The sequence below is a fragment of the Micropruina sp. genome (genome assembly GCF_047607385.1).
Taxonomy (GTDB): domain Bacteria; phylum Actinomycetota; class Actinomycetes; order Propionibacteriales; family Propionibacteriaceae; genus Micropruina.
In genome coordinates this window covers 41,804-57,068 of record NZ_JASGDE010000089.1, presented here as the reverse complement: position 1 = coordinate 57,068, position 15,265 = coordinate 41,804, and the positions used below count along the sequence as shown (strand labels likewise).

Genomic DNA, 15,265 nt, shown 5'->3' with positions numbered 1-15,265 from the left:
GCCCCAGCTGAGGGCCCGCTCCGCACCGACCACGGAAGCGCGGATCAATCCGGCCGCCGCCGCTCGCCTAACTATTTGGGGCTCGCTGAACTCAGCGAGCCCCAAATAGTTAGGCGAGCGGCGGCGGCCGGATTGATCCGCGCTTCCGTGGTCGGTGCGGAGCGGGCCCTCAGCTGGGGCGCTGGGCCGGAGTGCTGTCCTTGGTCAACGCCGGATCGGAGACCACCACGTCGCCCAGTGCGGCGTCGATCGCGGCCAACACGTCGGCGCTCAGCTTCACTCCGGTGGCGGCGGCGTTGTCGGTCACCTGCTCCGGACGCGAGGCGCCCACGATCGCACAGGCCACGTTGTCGTTGGCCAGCACCCAGGCGACGGCCAACTGAGCCATGCTCAGGCCCAGATCGGACGCGATCGGCTTCAGGTTCTGCACCCGCTCCAGGATGGTGTCGTTCATGAGCCGGCTGATGGTGTTCTTGCCACCCTTGGCGTCGGTGGCCCGCGATCCGGCCGGCACCGGCTGCCCGGGCAGATATTTGCCGGTCAGCACACCCTGCGCGATCGGCGACCAGACCACCTGGGAGAGCCCCAGCTCACGGCTGGTCGGCACGACCTCGCCCTCGATCACCCGCCACAGCATCGAATACTGCGGCTGGTTCGACACCAGCGCGAAGCCCAGCTGCCGGGCCAGCTGCTGGCCGTCCCGGATCTGCTCCGCGGTCCACTCGCTGACCCCGATGTAGAGCGCCTTGCCGGAGCGCACCACGTCGGCGAACGCCTGCATGGTCTCCTCCAGCGGTGTCTCCACGTCGTAGCGGTGCGCCTGGTAGACGTCCACGTAGTCGGTGCGCAGCCGGCGCAGCGAGCCGTTGATCGATTCCATGATGTGCTTGCGGCTCAGCCCGCTGTCGTTGTGCCCACGCGGACCGGTCGGGAAGAACACCTTGGTCATGATCTCGATCGACTCGCGCCGTTCGCCGGCCAATGCCTCGCCGAGGACGGTCTCGGCCTTGGTGTTGGCGTAGACGTCGGCGGTGTCGAAAGTGGTGATGCCGGCGTCCAGCGCGGCCCGGACGCAGGCCAGCGCGGCGTCGTTCTCGACCTGCGACCCGTGGGTCAGCCAGTTTCCGTAACAGATCTCGGAGATCTTCAGCCCCGAGCTACCCAGATGACGAAACTCCATGCCTCCATCCAACCAGCCGCGGTCACCGCCCGGGGCGCGGCGTATCGCAGGGCGACCCCCTGCCCGCCGACTTTGCCCCACTCGCGGAATCTCTTAGGCTGGCTCCTCGTGAGTGCTTCGGTGGTGGTCATCGGCAACTTCGACGGCGTCCACCCCGGACATGTCGAGGTGCTTGCCGAGGCGCGCGCCCGGCGTCCCGATCTGCCGCTGGTGGTGGTCACCTTCTGGCCGCACCCGGTGCGGGTGCTGCGCCCCGAGCGGGCGCCGATGCTGCTCACCGGGCTGGACGATCGCATCGCGCTACTGCGAGCCGCCGGCGCCGACCGCGTCGAGGTGGTGGACTTCACCCCCGAGTTCGCCCAGCTCACCCCGGAACAATTCGTCGTGGACGTGCTGCTGCCGCTGCATCCGGCGCTGATCGTGGTGGGGGAGAACTTCCGTTTCGGGCACCGAGCCGCCGGCACCGTCGACACCCTGCGTGAACTGGGCGAGGGCCGCTTCGAGGTGGAGGCGCTGCACCTGGTCCGGTTTCGGGACGAGGAGACCTGTTCGACGGTGATCCGGGACGCGCTGGCCGCCGGCGATGTGGCCCATGCCGCCGAGCATCTGGGACGTCCGTTCCGGTTCACCGGTGTGGTCGCCCACGGTGACCATCGGGGACGCGAGCTCGGCTTCCCGACCGCGAACCTGCCGGTGCCGCCGGAACTGGCCTGCCCGGCCGACGGCGTCTACGCCGGCTGGGTGACCCGGCTGGACGGACGCGATGCTCATGGCCTCGAACTGCCCGCGGGTCAAGAGGCTGGACGCTGGCCGGCGGCGATCTCGGTGGGGACCAATCCGACCTTCGACGGCGTCCAGCGGCGGGTGGAGTCCTACGTTCTGGATCGCACCGACCTGGAGCTCTACGGCGCGCCGATCGCGGTGGAGTTCACCGCCCGGATCCGTGGTCAGGTCCGGTTCGGCGACATCGAGACCCTGGTCGCCCAGGTGAACGACGACGTCCGGCGCAGTCACGAGATCCTGCAGGGCTGAGGTTCCGCAGGTTAGCGGCCCGCACCCTGGGTTTTGCCGACGAACCCGAGCGCCGGGTCGCGGTCGACCCGACGGACGGCCCTCAAGCCGCTTTCTGGTTGTTCTGAAATACCCCTACGGGGTATGTGGTCACCCGGGTTTCCGGTGTGAGCCACTTTCTGGTGGATACGGGTCGCTCCTACCGAGGCCATTTCAACCAGAAACTGGTTCGAGCCGGAACGGCACCCCGGGCAGGCGTCCATAACCACAACGATCCGGTTCGAGCCGGGACCTGCAGCACCTTGCGCTCGGCCCTCGGCGGGCGCACAGTAGGGGTATGACCTGGCTGGTCGCGCTGGGGGTGGTGGCTGCGCTCGTCGCGGTCACCGTTCTGATGCTGCGGCGGCCGAAGCGGCCCGCGTCCGCCGGCGGCTACGACCATCGGGTGCCGGGCAACAGCCTGGGCCTCGACGAGGCGGACGCCGAAGAGCTGCGAGAGCTGGAACGCCAGATCGAGCAGGAATTCGGGGTGGCCCGGGTGCAGGTGCTGATGCACCGGCTGACCAATGTGGTGCGCCGCAACGTGCCGCTGCGGGCGGTCCGACCCGGACCGGCCCGTGGGCTGGCCCGGATCTGCTTCGCCGACGGCACCACCGTCCAGGTGCGCGGACGCCAGGTCGGCGACCTGGGTTATCTGGCCGCCACGGCGATCACCCGTACGGTGTGGGTGTCGGATTTCCACGCCGAGCAGAGCAACGTCGTGGTCGATCTCGACTGGGACCGCGGCCGGGTCAGCGTCGTCGCCGTCGGCCTGGATCAGGCCGACTGACCCGCTCGTCCCACCGCCCGCCGGTTGAGCCTGTCGAACCCGTTGCCGGGGGACGTCGGCCGACGAAACCACCGCTCGCCTAACTATTTGGGGCTCGCTGAACTCAGCGAGCCCCAAATAGTTAGGCGAGCGGTGGAGACTGGCGACCGGGACCAGGCCGAGTGGAGCGGGGCCAGGCCGAGTGGAGCAGGGCCGGACCGACTGACCGGAGGTCGGGTAGCCAGCCGAACCTCAGCGCAGCAGCCGCAGCGATTTGCGGTAGATGGCGTCCATCTCTTCGCGGGAGTGGGTGTTGCCGAGGCCGTCCACGTACTCGTAGGTGGTCAGCTTGTGGTCGCCGGTGGGGGTGTAGTCCAGCGAGATGTACATCGGGATCGCCGCCGCGTTCTGCGGGTCGACGCGCAGGAAGATCTCGTCGAACCCCAGCTCGACGGCCTGCTGTTCGAGGAACCGGGTGAGCTCTCGGGCGGCGCCCTGGCGGCGCGACTCCGGATACACCCACAGGCTCTTCAGTTCGGGCTGCAGCAGGTTGTCGGCGCGGCAGTCGAGCACGCTGGAGCCCAACTGGACGTCACCCCGCATCGCGATCGCGAAGTAGTAGTCACCCTGCTGCTGCCGCTCGAAATGGCCTTCGGCGTAACGGGCGTTGGGATGGGGTTCCCGGCGTCCCAACTCGGGGAGATCGCTCGCTGTGCACAGCCGCACCAGGATGGGCTCCGTCATAGATACCTCCGTGGCCTCGAGGGCAGTCCGGTTGGTTGTCGGTCGGGGGTCGGCGCTGCCGCCCCGACTGGCGCAAGCCTACGTCCCCCGCACCAGCCCCGCACCCCCCACCCGGGTGCCCGGGCGGGGAGGCCGCGGAGCATCGGCATCGTCATCCCAGGTCCTTGAGCTGGGCGATCACGTCGGCGACCGCCTGCTGCGCGCTGCCGTACAGCATCGAGGTGTTGTCGGCGTAGAACAGGGCGTTCTCGATGCCCGAATAGCCGGCGCCGCGGCCGCGCTTGATCACGATGCAGTTGCGGGCCTTGTCGGCGTCCAGGATCGGCATGCCGTAGATCGGGGACGTCTTGTCGGTGCGCGCCACCGGGTTCACCACGTCGTTGGCGCCGATCACCAGCGCCACGTCGGTCTGCGGGAACTCGGCGTTGATCTCGTCCAGGTCGAAGATCTTCTCGTACGGGACGCCGGCCTCGGCGAGCAGCACGTTCATGTGCCCCGGCATCCGGCCGGCCACCGGGTGGATCGCGAACGACACCTCGACCCCGGCGTCCTCGAGCAGCTTGGCCATCTCCCAGACCTTGTGCTGGGCGCCGGCCACCGCCATGCCGTAGCCGGGGACGATGATCACCTTCTCCGAGTACCGCATCAGGGCGGCCGCGTCGGTGGCGGTCATCTCCTTCATCCGGCCCTCGATGGCGCCGCCGGCCTGCGCCTCGCCGCTGATCGGGGTGAACAGCACGCCCAGGATCGGCCGGTTCATCGCCTTGGCCATCAGCTGGGTGAGCAGGGTGCCGGACGCGCCCACCACGATGCCGGCGATGATCAGCGCCGGGTTGCCCAGCACGTAGCCCTCGAAGCCGACGGCCAGGCCGGTGAACGCGTTCAGCAGCGAGATCACCACCGGCATGTCGGCGCCGCCGATCGGCATGGTGAGCACCGCGCCGAGCGCCAGGGCGAGCAGGAAGAACAGCACCAGCAGGACCGGGTTGGCCGATCCGGTGCCCATCGAGGACAGCACGATCCAGATGCCGAGGCCGATGGTGACCAGGGCCAACACGACGTTGACCAGGTTCTGCATCGGCAGCCGGATGGCCTTCTTCATGATGCCCTGCAGCTTCAGGAAGGCGACCACCGAGCCGCTGAAGGCGACCGAGCCGATCAGCGAGCCGAGCACCGCCAGGGTGCCGACCACCGGCCCGTGCACCTCGGCGCGGGCGAACTCGACCGCCGCGATCAGGGCCGCGGCACCGCCGCCCATGCCGTTGTAGATGGCCACCATCTGCGGCATGTCGGTCATCTTCACCACGCGTCCGGCCCACCAGGCTACGCCGCCGCCCAGCACGATCGCGACCGCGATCAGCGCCATATTGCGCATCCCGGGCACGAAGAAGGTGGCCGCGGTGGCGAGCACCATGCCGACACCGGCCCAGGCGATGCCGCGCCGCGCCTTGACCGGCGAGGCCATCGCCTTCAGGCCGACGATGAACAGCACCGAGACCAACAGGTAGATCCCGTTGACGATCCATTCCATGGGTGATCAGGCCTCCTGGCCCGGGTTGGGCAGCTTCTTCTTGGGGGCGAACATGGCCAGCATCCGTTCGGTCACCACGTACCCGCCGGCGGCGTTCGCGGCGCCGAGCAGCACGGCCAGGAAGCCGAGCACGATCTGCAGTGGCGTCTCGGCGTGGCCCAGCGCATACATCGAGCCCACCAGCACGACGCCGTGGACGAAGTTCGAGCCCGACATCAGCGGCGTGTGCAGGATCACCGGGACCCGCGAGATCACCTCGTAGCCGGTGAACGCGGCCAGCATGAAGATGTACAGGTAGAGCAGGTCGTTCATCTCAGGCCTCTCCTCGTTCCGGGGCCGGCTCGGGGAATCCCAGCACCTGGCGGACCAGCGGGTGGACGACCTCGCCGCCCAGGGTCAGCGCGGTGCCGGCGATCACCTCGTCGGTGGTGTCGATGCCCAGCGCGCCGTCGGTGATCATCGGGGCGGTGAAGTTGAACAGGTTCTTGGCGAACATCTCTGAGGCGTGCACCGGCATCCGGCTGGGCAGGTTGATCGGGCCGACGACGTGGGCCGGGCCGACCCGGACCTCCTGTCCGGCGACCGTTCCGGCCACGTTGCCACCCTGCTCGGCGGCCATGTCGACCACCACCGCGCCCGGACGCATCGCGCTCACCATCATCTCGCTGACGATCCGCGGGGCCTGCTTGCCGGGCACCGCGGCGGTGGTGATCAGCACGTCGCACTGGGCGATGGCCTTGCCGAGCTTCGCCTCCTGGGTGCCGCGCTCGGCCTCGGTCAGCTCGCGGGCGTAGCCGCCAGCACCGACCGCGCTGACCCCGGTGTCGACGAATTTGGCGCCCAGCGACTCGATCTGCTCCTTGGTCTCGGGACGGACGTCGTAGCCCTCGACGATCGCGCCCAGCCGCTTGGCGGTGGCGATGGCCTGCAGCCCGGCGACACCGGCGCCGATCACCAGCACCCGGGCCGGACGGACGGTGCCGGCGGCGTAGGTCAGCATCGGGAAGAACTTCGGGCAGCGGGCGGCGGCGATCAGCGCGCACTGGTAGCCGGACGCCGCACCCTGGGAGGACAGCACGTCCATCGACTGCGCCCGCGAGATGCGCGGCAGCAGCTCCATGGCGAAGGCGTTCACCCCGCCCGCGGCGAGCGCCTGCACCCGGGCCGGGTCGGCGAACGGCGCCAGCGTGCCGATCAGGACGGTGCCGGGACGCAGCGCCGCGATCGCCTCCGGGGACGGCGGCCCGATCGTCCACACGACGTCCGAGCCGGCCATCACCTCCTCGATGCTGCGCGCCCAGGTGACCTCGCCGAGCGAGTGGTCGGTGATGTGGGATTTCGTGGTCGCGCCGGCCTGAACCAGGACGGTGGCCCCCAGCGCACGCAGCTTCGTGGCCACGTCGGGCACGATCGGGGTACGCCGTTCGGCGGGGTCGGCGCTGACCGGGATTCCGAGAACGAAGCCCATGGCTGTGGATCTCTCCCTTGTCCTTGTCGGACGTCGTCAGACGATGATGATCCAATCCAACCCTGGCCTGATGGGCTTGTCACATCGTCTGTGGGGGTGGGTGCGGTGCACTAGGCTGCTGCGGTGGATTATCGCGTCGCCGACCTGAACCTGGCCGATTTCGGACGCAAGGAGATTCAGCTCGCCGAGCATGAGATGCCCGGGCTGATGGCCATGCGGGAACGCTACGCCGACGCGAAACCCCTTGCCGGAGCCCGGATCGCGGGCTCGCTGCACATGACCGTGCAGACCGCGGTGCTGATCGAGACGCTGGTCGCGCTGGGCGCCGAGGTGCGCTGGGCGTCCTGCAACATCTTCTCCACCCAAGACCAGGCCGCGGCTGCCGTGGTGGTCGGCCCGCACGGCACGGTCGAGGATCCGCAGGGGGTTCCGGTGTTCGCCTGGAAGGGCGAGACGCTGGCCGAGTACTGGGCCTGCACCGAGCAGATCATGGACTGGGGAGACCGGCGTCCGAACATGATCCTGGACGACGGCGGCGACGCCACCCTGCTGGTGCACAAGGGCGTCGAGTTCGCCAAGGCCGGCGAGGTACCCGAGGCCGGCCCGGGCGACTCGGCCGAGTACGCGGTGGTGCTGCAGCAGCTGCGCAGCTCGACGCTGGACTGGGTGGCGATCAGCAATGAGATCCGCGGCGTCACCGAAGAGACCACCACCGGGGTGCATCGGCTGTACGAGATGGCCAAGCAGGGTGCTTTGTTGTTCCCGGCGATCAATGTCAACGATTCGGTCACCAAGAGCAAATTCGACAACAAGTACGGCATCCGGCACTCGCTGATCGACGGCATCAACCGCGGCACCGACGTGCTGATCGGCGGCAAGACCGCCGTGGTCTGCGGCTACGGCGACGTCGGCAAGGGCGCCGCCGAGGCGCTGGCCGGCCAGGGCGCCCGGGTGATCGTCACCGAGATCGACCCGATCTGCGCGCTGCAAGCGGCGATGGACGGTTACCAGGTGGCCCGGCTGGACGACGTGCTCGACGTGGCTGACATCGTGATCACCTGCACCGGCAACCGCGACGTGGTCAGTGCCGACCAGATGGCCCGGATGAAGCACCTGGCGATCGTCGGCAACATCGGCCACTTCGACAACGAGATCGACATGGCTGGGCTGGAGGCCTACCCGGGTGTGCAGCGCACCGTGATCAAGCCGCAGGTGGACCGCTGGACGTTCCCCGACGGGCATTCGATCCTGGTGCTGTCCGAGGGCCGGCTGCTGAATCTCGGCAACGCCACCGGGCACCCGTCGTTCGTGATGAGCAACTCGTTCACCAACCAGGTGCTGGCCCAGATCGAGCTGTTCACCAAGCCCGAGGACTACCCGACCGGCGTCTACACCCTGCCCAAGGAACTGGACGAAGAGGTCGCCCGGCTGCACCTGGACGCGCTGGGTGCGGTGCTCACCGAGCTGACCCCGGCCCAGTCCGACTACCTCGGCGTCCCGACCGACGGACCGTTCAAGCCGGACGCCTACCGCTACTGAGTTCACCGCGTGGTCTTGCATGACGACGCGGATCACTCTTCCGGGTTTTGGCGTCTTTTCCGTGGTTCAAACCCTGGATAGGACGCTAAACCCCGGAAGTGTCGTCCGGGGTCAGGTGGTCGTGCGGCGGCTGAACCTATCGATCAAGCCGACCACCGCCACCGCGACCACGTAAACCACGATGTCGCGGACGTCGAAGCCGGTCCCGAGCACCAGTGCGATCGGCGGGAAGCCGGACGCCCAGGCGTGCGGCAGGCCGGTCAGCTGGAACAGCTCGATCGCCACGCAGAGCGAACCCGCGATCGCGGCAACGGCTGCCGGACGCACCCTCGGCACCAAGAAGACGACGGCCAGGTAGATCAGGACCGCGTACAGCGCATCGCCGGCGACATCGGACGCCTCGCCGCTGGGCAGCGCGAAGCGCACCGCCAAGCCGGCCAGCACCGTCACCACGGCGAGCCCGGCAGCGATCAGCCGGCGGCGCGGTGACGAGAGCATCTCGACAGGCTAGCCGCGGTCGTCCGGCCCGACGTGGTACGAGGGGCGGATCCGCGTACCACTGCGGTCGGGTGCGGACCGTGGGGTCTGACCCCACGCACCACCCGCTCGCGTTCGCTCAACTCACAGCGGGCCGAGGACGTCCCTTGGATCGGCCTCCAGTTCCAGCGTCTCCAGCACCGTCAGCAGGCTGCGTTCCTCATAGCGGAAGTGGCTTTCCATGATCGCCGCGATGCCCTCCAGGTGCCGGTCCAGCTCGTCCGGCGGCGCCGTCCGATCGACCGCGGCCTGCAGGCTGGTGAGCAGATGGGCGATCATCGAGTGGTCCTGCCGCAGGTTGCGCAGGGTGTCCCGCAGTTCCGGGTGGGCCGCGGCGATCGCCGGGAACAACTCCCGGTCCTCACCCTCGTGGTGCCCGGTCAGCGCGGTGCAGAAGCCGTGGCAGAACAACAACAGATCCCGCTGTGCGGGTTCGGCGGGTTCACCGGCGGCCAACGCGGTGCGGGTCAGCCGCAGCGCTTCGCGCAGTCGTTCGTGGACGGTGCGCAACTCGCGGCTCCAGGCGATCAGCCTGGCCTTGTCGCTCTCAGTCACGTGAGGGCGAAGGGGGCGACACGATCATCGTCGTCTCCTCGTGTTCGGCGCCTCCATGCCTGACACTGCCTGCCACCGGCACGCGACGCTGACCCGAAGACTACTGCGGGTAGAACGTCAGAAGAGCTCTCGGCCCAGCGGCCGAGCGTAGGTTGGCGGTATGGATACCCGCCACGAGAAGCTCGCCCACGCCCGCTCGTTCGGTGAGGTCGCGGACGTCTACGAAGCTGCGCGTCCGAGCTATCCGGCGGACGCGGTTTCTTGGTTGGTGAGGCCGGACGAGGTGCGCGTCGTCGATGTCGGTGCCGGCACCGGCAAGCTCACCCGGGCGCTGGTGGCCGCCGGCCACGAGGTCACCGCGGTCGATCCGTCCGAGCAGATGCTGGCGGTGCTGCGCTCCCGGATCCCCGGGGTGCAGACCCTCACCGGCACCGGCGAGCAGCTGCCGCTTCCCGACGGAACGGCCGATGCGATCACCTTCGCGCAGGCCTGGCACTGGGTCGACCCGCAGCGGGCCTCCGTGGAGGCGGGCCGGGTGCTGCGTCCGGGCGGAACCCTGGGGCTGGTCTGGAATCTGCGCGACGAACGGGTCGACTGGGTGCGCGAACTGGGTGTGGCTATGCGGGCTGACAAGGGTCAATACACCATCGGTATGGACGACGACCCGAAGGTGGCCGCGCCGTTCGGAACACCCGAGCGGACCGAGTTCGGTTGGACGCAGCCGATCGATCGCGAGGCGTTGCTCGAGCTCGTTCGCTCGCGCAGCTACTTCGCCGTCCTGGACGCCGCGGGGCAGCAGAAGGTGCTCGATGCCGTGCGCCGTCTGTTGGACACCCACCCGCAACTCGCCGGCCGGGAGGCCCTCGAACTGCCCTACGTCACCGTGGCCTTCCGCTACCGGCGTCCCGACCGCTGCGCCGGAGCGACAGCGGCACGGGAGGGCCGTCGCCCTGTGGTGAGGCGTCCAGGCCCTAATCCAGGGTGCTCAGAATCCGGGTGAAATTCGTCCGGAACTGGTCGTGGATCTTCGCGCTGGTCACCCGCAGCACCGTCTCGTCGTTGTCGCGCAGCGAGCCGTAGGAGAAATTATGGCTGCCGGTGAAGACCACCTTGGTGTTCTTCTTCCCGGCGAAGTAGCCCTCGATCAGCATGTACTTGGAGTGGATCAGCCGCCGGGCCGGGTTCTCCGTGGTCGCCGGTCCGGCCAGGAACAGCCGGACGCGTCCGCCGGGCTTGGTCAGCGGACGGCTCAGCGCCGCCACCACGGCGTCCGACTGGCCCAGATAGGGCTGGAAGGTGGCCGGGACGTCGTAGGCGACGTCCACCAGGCAGCCGCGGTCGGCCAGTTGCCACAGCGCCTCGGCGACCTCGATCCGGTAGAAGTCCTTCATCGCCACCCGGATGACGGTGCGGCCCTTGGAGCCCACCTTGGTATTGCCGGTGCAGCGGACGTCGCTGCTCAGGGTCTCCGCGATCGGGTCGCCGGCGGCCACCGGGAAATGCCACACCTTGGCGTTCCCGCTGGTCTTGACCCGTCCGTAGTCCGCCGACGGCTGCTGCTTCCAGAGGTCGTTGAAGTAGGCCACGTAGTCGTCGTAGAGGCCGGCGTTGGCCAGCACCACGGCGTTGTTCCAGTAGCCCGCCGAGTTGGTCTTGTTGAGGTTGGCCGACGACTGCACGACCACCTTCGTGCTGCCGTCGGTGCGGGAGAACAGGAAGAATTTGTTGTGGTTGTTGGAACCCGGATGGGCGTTGCCGATGCAACCCCGTCCGATCGGGCAGAACGTCACATGGAACTTCGGGTACTTCTGTTCGAGCGTGCGGAAATAGTCGCCGTAGTGGGTGAAACCGGGCTCCAGCGCGCCGTCGCTGTCCAGCAGCAGCCGCACCGTCACGCCTCGCTTGGCGGCCCGGATCAGGGCGTCCACGGTGGCCTGTTCGGTGCTGGTGTAGACGTACATCGCCACCCGGATGATCGCGCCGCCGTACTTCTTCGACTTGCCGGGCGCGGCGTCGATCAGGGAGCGGATGCGTTTGCTGATCGTGTACTGCTTGGCGGCGACCAGCGGATCGTTGAAGACCGCCGAGTCGGTCACTTTGGCCGTGGCGGGGGTGGCAGGGAGGGCCAGCAGGCCCACGGTGAGTGCGCCGGCGAGGGCGCCGGCAAGAAGGCGCAGGACAGGCATGATCGTTTCTCCGGATGGGGGGCTCCGGCGTCGACCGGGGGTGGCCGACCGGGGGGTGGTCAGGAGTGTACTGGCCGGGCCGGCTCAACAGAGCCGGACGGGCTGCCCGTAGCCGGCGACCTGCTGATCGACGGTGAGCAGTTGAACGCCCTCCACCCTGGCCTGGGCCACCAGTAGCCGATCGAACGGATCGCGATGCAGCGGCGGCAGGTCGGCCACGGCCGCCGCATGGGTGCCGGTGATGGGCAGTTCCGTGTAGCCGTTTTCGATCAGCGCGCGGCGGAGCACGCGAGCGTCGGCGGTGAAGTCGCTGCGTCCGAGCGTCGCCTTGATGGCGACCTCCCAGATGCTGGCCGCGCTGAACAGCAACGAGTTCCGATCGTCGGCGATCTCGGTTTGCAGCGACGCCGAGAGCTTCTCCGGCGCGTAGCCGGCCCGCAGCAGCAGGTGGGTGTCGAGCAGCAGGATCATGACTGGAACAGCGCCGCGATCTCGTCGGCGCCCAGCTGGTCGAAGTCGTCCGGGACGATCGCCTGCCCGGCGAGGAACCCGAGCCGCTGTGGGGCCGGGGCGGCGTCGACGCGGGTGAGCTTGGCCATCGGGCGTCCGGCTTTGGCGATCACGATGGTGTCGCCGGCCGCGGCCGCTTCGACCAGCTTGGAGAGTTCGGTCTTGGCCTGGTAGATGTTCACCGACGTCATGGCAGCCTCCTCGTCGTTGGTCAATCATACTTGGTCAAGGCCGGGGCCGGCATTCCGCAGCCCGAAAGCCGACGGCGGTGACGGTCGATTCGCCCTGGATGGACCCGTGCGGTAAAGTCTGGGGTTGGCGTCAGGACGCCCGCGGAACCCCAAGAGCCGCCCATCGATCATCCAGCATCGAAACCATCTGGTCGGGCAGCGCCGCGCAACGGGAAACCGAGAGGAGAGCAGCAGTCTTCATGGACGCTGAACTGAAGAAGAAGACCATCGAAGAGTACGCGACCAAGCCGGGTGACACCGGTTCGCCGGATGTGCAGATCGCGCTGCTCACCCGCCGGATCGCTCACCTGACCGAGCATCTGAAGGTGCACAAGGGCGACCACCACAGCCGCCGTGGCCTGATGCTGCTGGTCGGCCAGCGCCGCCGGCTGCTGAACTACGTCGCCAAGCAGGACATCGAGCACTACCGCGAGCTGATCGCGCGACTCGGCCTGCGTCGCTGACTTCACGAGGGGAGTGGCTCCGGCCGCTCCCCTCGCGGCATCCCGCCGGGTTTCGACAAGCTCGACCAACGGAGAGTTTCGACGAACTCAACCAGCGAGTCCCGGCGCACAACTGAATAACCACACCACCGTCCACCGCGCGAAGTCATGGGAATCGTCGGTCCTCGGTAGTGGCTCTCGGGTCGCCGACCATCTGAAGGCAAGCCCCGCGGGCCTCGATCGAAGACCGGGTTCGTCAGCCGTATCGGACGTGTCGCCGCAGCGGTGGAGCAACCCGAAAGGAGGTCCCGTGGAGGGACCCGATCTGCAGTACACCGAGGCCGTCATCGACAACGGCCCGCACGGCAAGCACGTCGTCCGGTTCGAGTCGGGCCTGCTGGCCCGGCAGGCCAGCGGCAGCGCCTGCGTCTACCTGGACGGCGACACCATGCTGCTGTCCGCCACCACCGCGTCCAAGAACCCGCGCGACGGCATCGACTTCTTCCCGCTCACCGTCGACGTCGAAGAGCGGATGTACGCCGCGGGCCGCATCCCCGGCTCGTTCTTCCGCCGCGAGGGACGTCCCGGCGAGGCCGCCATCCTGGCCTGCCGGCTCACCGACCGTCCGCTGCGGCCCTGCTTCGTGAAGGGCCTGCGCAACGAGGTCCAGGTCGTCATCACGGTGATGGCGCTGAACCCCGAGGTGCTCTACGACGTGCTGGCGATCAACGCCGGCTCGGCGTCCACCACGCTCGCCGGCCTGCCGTTCACCGGCCCGGTCGGCGGCATCCGGGTCGCCCTGATCGGCGACACCTGGGTCGGCTTCCCCACCAACAGCCAGCTCGAGGACGCCACCTTCGACATGGTGGTGGCCGGCCGGGTGCTGCCCGACGGCGACGTCGCGATCATGATGGTCGAGGCGGAGTCCACCGAGCAGACCTGGGATCTGGTCCGCTCCGGCCGTCCGGCGCCCACCGAAGAGGTCGTCGCCGCCGGTCTGGAGGCCGCCAAGCCGTTCATCAAGGCGCTCTGCGACGCGCAGGTCGAGCTGGCCGCCAAATTCCCCAAGAGCGTCGGCGACTTCCCGGTCTTCCTCGACTACCAGGGCGACGTGTACGAGGCCGTGGCCGCCGCGGCGTCCGAGCGGCTCGGCCAGGTGATGAGCATCTCCGGCAAGCACGAGCGGGAGACCTCCACGGAGGCTTTGCTGGCCGATCTGCACACCGAACTCGACGGCACCTTCGAGGGCCGCGAGAAGGAGATCACCGGTGCCTACCGGGCGCTCACCAAGAAGGTCGTCCGCACCAAGACGCTGACCGACGGCATCCGGATCGACGGCCGCGGGCCGCGCGACATCCGGACGCTGAGCGCCGAGGTCGGCGTGCTGCCGCGGGTGCACGGTTCGGCGCTGTTCATGCGCGGCGAGACCCAGATCCTGGGCGTGACCACGCTGAACATGCTCGACATGGAGCAGAAGATCGACTCGCTGGCGCCGGAGAACACCAAGCGCTACATGCACAACTACAACTTCCCGCCGTACTCCACCGGTGAGACCGGCCGGGTCGGTTCGCCGAAGCGGCGCGAGATCGGCCACGGCGCGCTCGCCGAGCGGGCCCTGGTGCCGGTGCTGCCCAAGCGCGAGGAGTTCCCCTACGCGATCCGTCAGGTGTCCGAGGCGCTCGGCTCCAACGGTTCGACCTCGATGGGCTCGGTGTGTGCGTCCACCCTGGCGCTGCTGAACGCCGGCGTGCCGCTGAAGGCGCCGGTCGCGGGCATCGCGATGGGCCTGATGAGCGACGAGATCGACGGCCAGATGCGCTACCTGGCGCTGACCGACATCCTGGGCGCCGAGGACGCGCTGGGCGACATGGACTTCAAGGTCGCCGGCACCCGTGACTTCGTCACCGCCCTGCAGCTGGACACCAAGCTCGACGGCATCCCGTCCGACGTGCTCGCCGGTGCCCTGCAGCAGGCCCGCGAGGCCCGGCACACCCTGCTGGACGTGATGGGCGAGGCGATCGACACCCCGGACGAGATGTCGCCGTTCGCGCCGCGGATCATCACCATCAAGATCCCGGTCGACAAGATCGGCGAGGTGATCGGCCCCAAGGGCAAGATGATCAACCAGATCCAGGACGACACCGGCGCCAACATCTCCATCGAGGACGACGGCACCATCTACATCGGTGCCGACAACGGCGAGGCGGCGGACGCGGCCCGGTCGATGATCAACGCGATCGCCAACCCGACCATGCCGGAGCGCGGCGAGCGCTACCTGGGCACCGTGGTGAAGGTGATGAACTTCGGCGCCTTCGTCTCGCTGCTGCCCGGCAAGGACGGCCTGCTGCACGTCACCAAGCTGCGCGCGCTGAACAACGGCCAGCGGGTGGAGAACGTCGAGGACGTGGTCAGCGTCGGCCAGAAGATCCAGGTCGAGATCTCCGACATCGACGACCGCGGCAAGCTGTCGCTGGTCCCGGTGATCGAGGAGAAGGCCTCCGCCGAGGCCTGATCCGCCTTCCG

Annotated in this window: 16 protein-coding genes; 6 read left to right on the top strand and 10 right to left on the bottom strand. The window is 68.6% G+C overall.

Going from position 1 to position 15,265, the window contains the following annotated elements:
* Positions 1-169 precede the first annotated feature (169 nt).
* A complete protein-coding gene (locus QM582_RS08280; RefSeq protein ID WP_415083436.1) occupies positions 170-1,180 on the bottom strand; it encodes an aldo/keto reductase family protein in 1,011 nt (336 codons plus the stop codon).
* Between the two features lie 108 nt (positions 1,181-1,288).
* On the opposite strand from QM582_RS08280, the gene QM582_RS08275 reads away from it, so the two are divergent.
* Both QM582_RS08275 and QM582_RS08270 read left to right on the top strand, forming a co-directional pair.
* Positions 1,289-2,212: a bifunctional riboflavin kinase/FAD synthetase gene (locus QM582_RS08275; protein ID WP_415083434.1), complete on the top strand. Its 924-nt coding sequence runs from the start codon at positions 1,289-1,291 to the stop codon at positions 2,210-2,212.
* A 316-nt stretch (positions 2,213-2,528) separates the two neighbouring features.
* Positions 2,529-3,020, top strand: coding sequence for a hypothetical protein (locus QM582_RS08270; protein WP_415083432.1), 492 nt, complete (start codon positions 2,529-2,531; stop codon positions 3,018-3,020).
* Positions 3,021-3,251: 231 nt separating this feature from the next.
* Here the strand turns inward: QM582_RS08270 and QM582_RS08265 are convergent, their stop codons facing one another.
* The 4 genes from QM582_RS08265 to QM582_RS08250 all read right to left on the bottom strand — a co-directional run bounded on the left by QM582_RS08265 (position 3,252) and on the right by QM582_RS08250 (position 6,742).
* Positions 3,252-3,743, bottom strand: a complete 492-nt coding sequence (locus QM582_RS08265; protein ID WP_415083430.1) for a GNAT family N-acetyltransferase — start codon at positions 3,741-3,743, stop codon at positions 3,252-3,254.
* A 151-nt stretch (positions 3,744-3,894) separates the two neighbouring features.
* Positions 3,895-5,274 carry an NAD(P)(+) transhydrogenase (Re/Si-specific) subunit beta gene (locus QM582_RS08260; protein WP_415083428.1) on the bottom strand — a complete coding sequence of 460 codons (1,380 nt, stop codon included), beginning with the start codon at positions 5,272-5,274 and terminating at the stop codon, positions 3,895-3,897.
* Between the two features lie 6 nt (positions 5,275-5,280).
* Entirely contained in the window at positions 5,281-5,586 is a 306-nt protein-coding gene (locus QM582_RS08255; protein ID WP_415083426.1) for an NAD(P) transhydrogenase subunit alpha, read from the bottom strand.
* 1 nt (position 5,587) lies between these two features.
* Positions 5,588-6,742, bottom strand: coding sequence for an NAD(P) transhydrogenase subunit alpha (locus tag QM582_RS08250; protein ID WP_415083424.1), 1,155 nt, complete (start codon positions 6,740-6,742; stop codon positions 5,588-5,590).
* Between the two features lie 123 nt (positions 6,743-6,865).
* Here QM582_RS08250 and ahcY point away from each other — a divergent pair, with 123 nt between their 5' ends.
* The gene (ahcY, locus tag QM582_RS08245) at positions 6,866-8,281 is read left to right on the top strand and encodes an adenosylhomocysteinase (protein ID WP_415083423.1); all 1,416 of its coding nucleotides are present in this window, start codon (positions 6,866-6,868) and stop codon (positions 8,279-8,281) included.
* 111 nt (positions 8,282-8,392) lie between these two features.
* Here ahcY and QM582_RS08240 read toward each other — a convergent pair whose 3' ends face one another.
* Both QM582_RS08240 and QM582_RS08235 read right to left on the bottom strand, forming a co-directional pair.
* Positions 8,393-8,779 carry a DUF2809 domain-containing protein gene (locus QM582_RS08240; RefSeq protein WP_415083422.1) on the bottom strand — a complete coding sequence of 129 codons (387 nt, stop codon included), beginning with the start codon at positions 8,777-8,779 and terminating at the stop codon, positions 8,393-8,395.
* Positions 8,780-8,902: 123 nt separating this feature from the next.
* Positions 8,903-9,373, bottom strand: coding sequence for a hemerythrin domain-containing protein (locus QM582_RS08235; RefSeq protein WP_415083420.1), 471 nt, complete (start codon positions 9,371-9,373; stop codon positions 8,903-8,905).
* Between the two features lie 160 nt (positions 9,374-9,533).
* Between QM582_RS08235 and QM582_RS08230 the strand changes: the two genes are divergently transcribed.
* Positions 9,534-10,373: a class I SAM-dependent methyltransferase gene (locus tag QM582_RS08230; RefSeq protein ID WP_415083418.1), complete on the top strand. Its 840-nt coding sequence runs from the start codon at positions 9,534-9,536 to the stop codon at positions 10,371-10,373.
* Here QM582_RS08230 and QM582_RS08225 read toward each other — a convergent pair.
* The 3 genes from QM582_RS08225 to QM582_RS08215 all read right to left on the bottom strand — a co-directional run bounded on the left by QM582_RS08225 (position 10,345) and on the right by QM582_RS08215 (position 12,260).
* A complete protein-coding gene (locus QM582_RS08225; RefSeq protein ID WP_415083416.1) occupies positions 10,345-11,559 on the bottom strand; it encodes a phospholipase D-like domain-containing protein in 1,215 nt (404 codons plus the stop codon). The genes QM582_RS08230 and QM582_RS08225 overlap by 29 nt on opposite strands.
* A gap of 84 nt (positions 11,560-11,643) precedes the next feature.
* A complete protein-coding gene (locus QM582_RS08220) occupies positions 11,644-12,030 on the bottom strand; it encodes a type II toxin-antitoxin system VapC family toxin (protein ID WP_415083415.1) in 387 nt (128 codons plus the stop codon).
* A complete protein-coding gene (locus QM582_RS08215) occupies positions 12,027-12,260 on the bottom strand; it encodes a type II toxin-antitoxin system Phd/YefM family antitoxin (RefSeq protein WP_415083413.1) in 234 nt (77 codons plus the stop codon). Before QM582_RS08215 ends, QM582_RS08220 begins: the two co-directional genes overlap by 4 nt.
* A gap of 239 nt (positions 12,261-12,499) precedes the next feature.
* Between QM582_RS08215 and rpsO the strand changes: the two genes are divergently transcribed.
* Together rpsO and QM582_RS08205 are read left to right on the top strand one after the other, a co-directional pair.
* Entirely contained in the window at positions 12,500-12,763 is a 264-nt protein-coding gene (gene rpsO / locus QM582_RS08210) for a 30S ribosomal protein S15 (protein WP_415083411.1), read from the top strand.
* 289 nt (positions 12,764-13,052) lie between these two features.
* Positions 13,053-15,254: a polyribonucleotide nucleotidyltransferase gene (locus QM582_RS08205; protein WP_415083409.1), complete on the top strand. Its 2,202-nt coding sequence runs from the start codon at positions 13,053-13,055 to the stop codon at positions 15,252-15,254.
* Positions 15,255-15,265 lie beyond the last annotated feature (11 nt).

Bases quoted from the DNA above. Each gene is read 5' to 3' on its own strand.
- QM582_RS08240 (WP_415083422.1), bottom strand. From the start codon at position 8,779: ATGCTCTCGTCACCGCGCCGCCGGCTGATCGCTGCCGGGCTCGCCGTG.
- QM582_RS08225 (WP_415083416.1), bottom strand. From the start codon at position 11,559: ATGCCTGTCCTGCGCCTTCTTGCCGGCGCCCTCGCCGGCGCACTCACC.
- QM582_RS08265 (WP_415083430.1), bottom strand. From the start codon at position 3,743: ATGACGGAGCCCATCCTGGTGCGGCTGTGCACAGCGAGCGATCTCCCC.
- QM582_RS08250 (WP_415083424.1), bottom strand. From the start codon at position 6,742: ATGGGCTTCGTTCTCGGAATCCCGGTCAGCGCCGACCCCGCCGAACGG.
- QM582_RS08270 (WP_415083432.1), top strand. From the start codon at position 2,529: ATGACCTGGCTGGTCGCGCTGGGGGTGGTGGCTGCGCTCGTCGCGGTC.
- QM582_RS08260 (WP_415083428.1), bottom strand. From the start codon at position 5,274: ATGGAATGGATCGTCAACGGGATCTACCTGTTGGTCTCGGTGCTGTTC.
- QM582_RS08280 (WP_415083436.1), bottom strand. From the start codon at position 1,180: ATGGAGTTTCGTCATCTGGGTAGCTCGGGGCTGAAGATCTCCGAGATC.
- rpsO (WP_415083411.1), top strand. From the start codon at position 12,500: ATGGACGCTGAACTGAAGAAGAAGACCATCGAAGAGTACGCGACCAAG.
- QM582_RS08255 (WP_415083426.1), bottom strand. From the start codon at position 5,586: ATGAACGACCTGCTCTACCTGTACATCTTCATGCTGGCCGCGTTCACC.
- QM582_RS08220 (WP_415083415.1), bottom strand. From the start codon at position 12,030: ATGATCCTGCTGCTCGACACCCACCTGCTGCTGCGGGCCGGCTACGCG.
- QM582_RS08230 (WP_415083418.1), top strand. From the start codon at position 9,534: ATGGATACCCGCCACGAGAAGCTCGCCCACGCCCGCTCGTTCGGTGAG.
- QM582_RS08215 (WP_415083413.1), bottom strand. From the start codon at position 12,260: ATGACGTCGGTGAACATCTACCAGGCCAAGACCGAACTCTCCAAGCTG.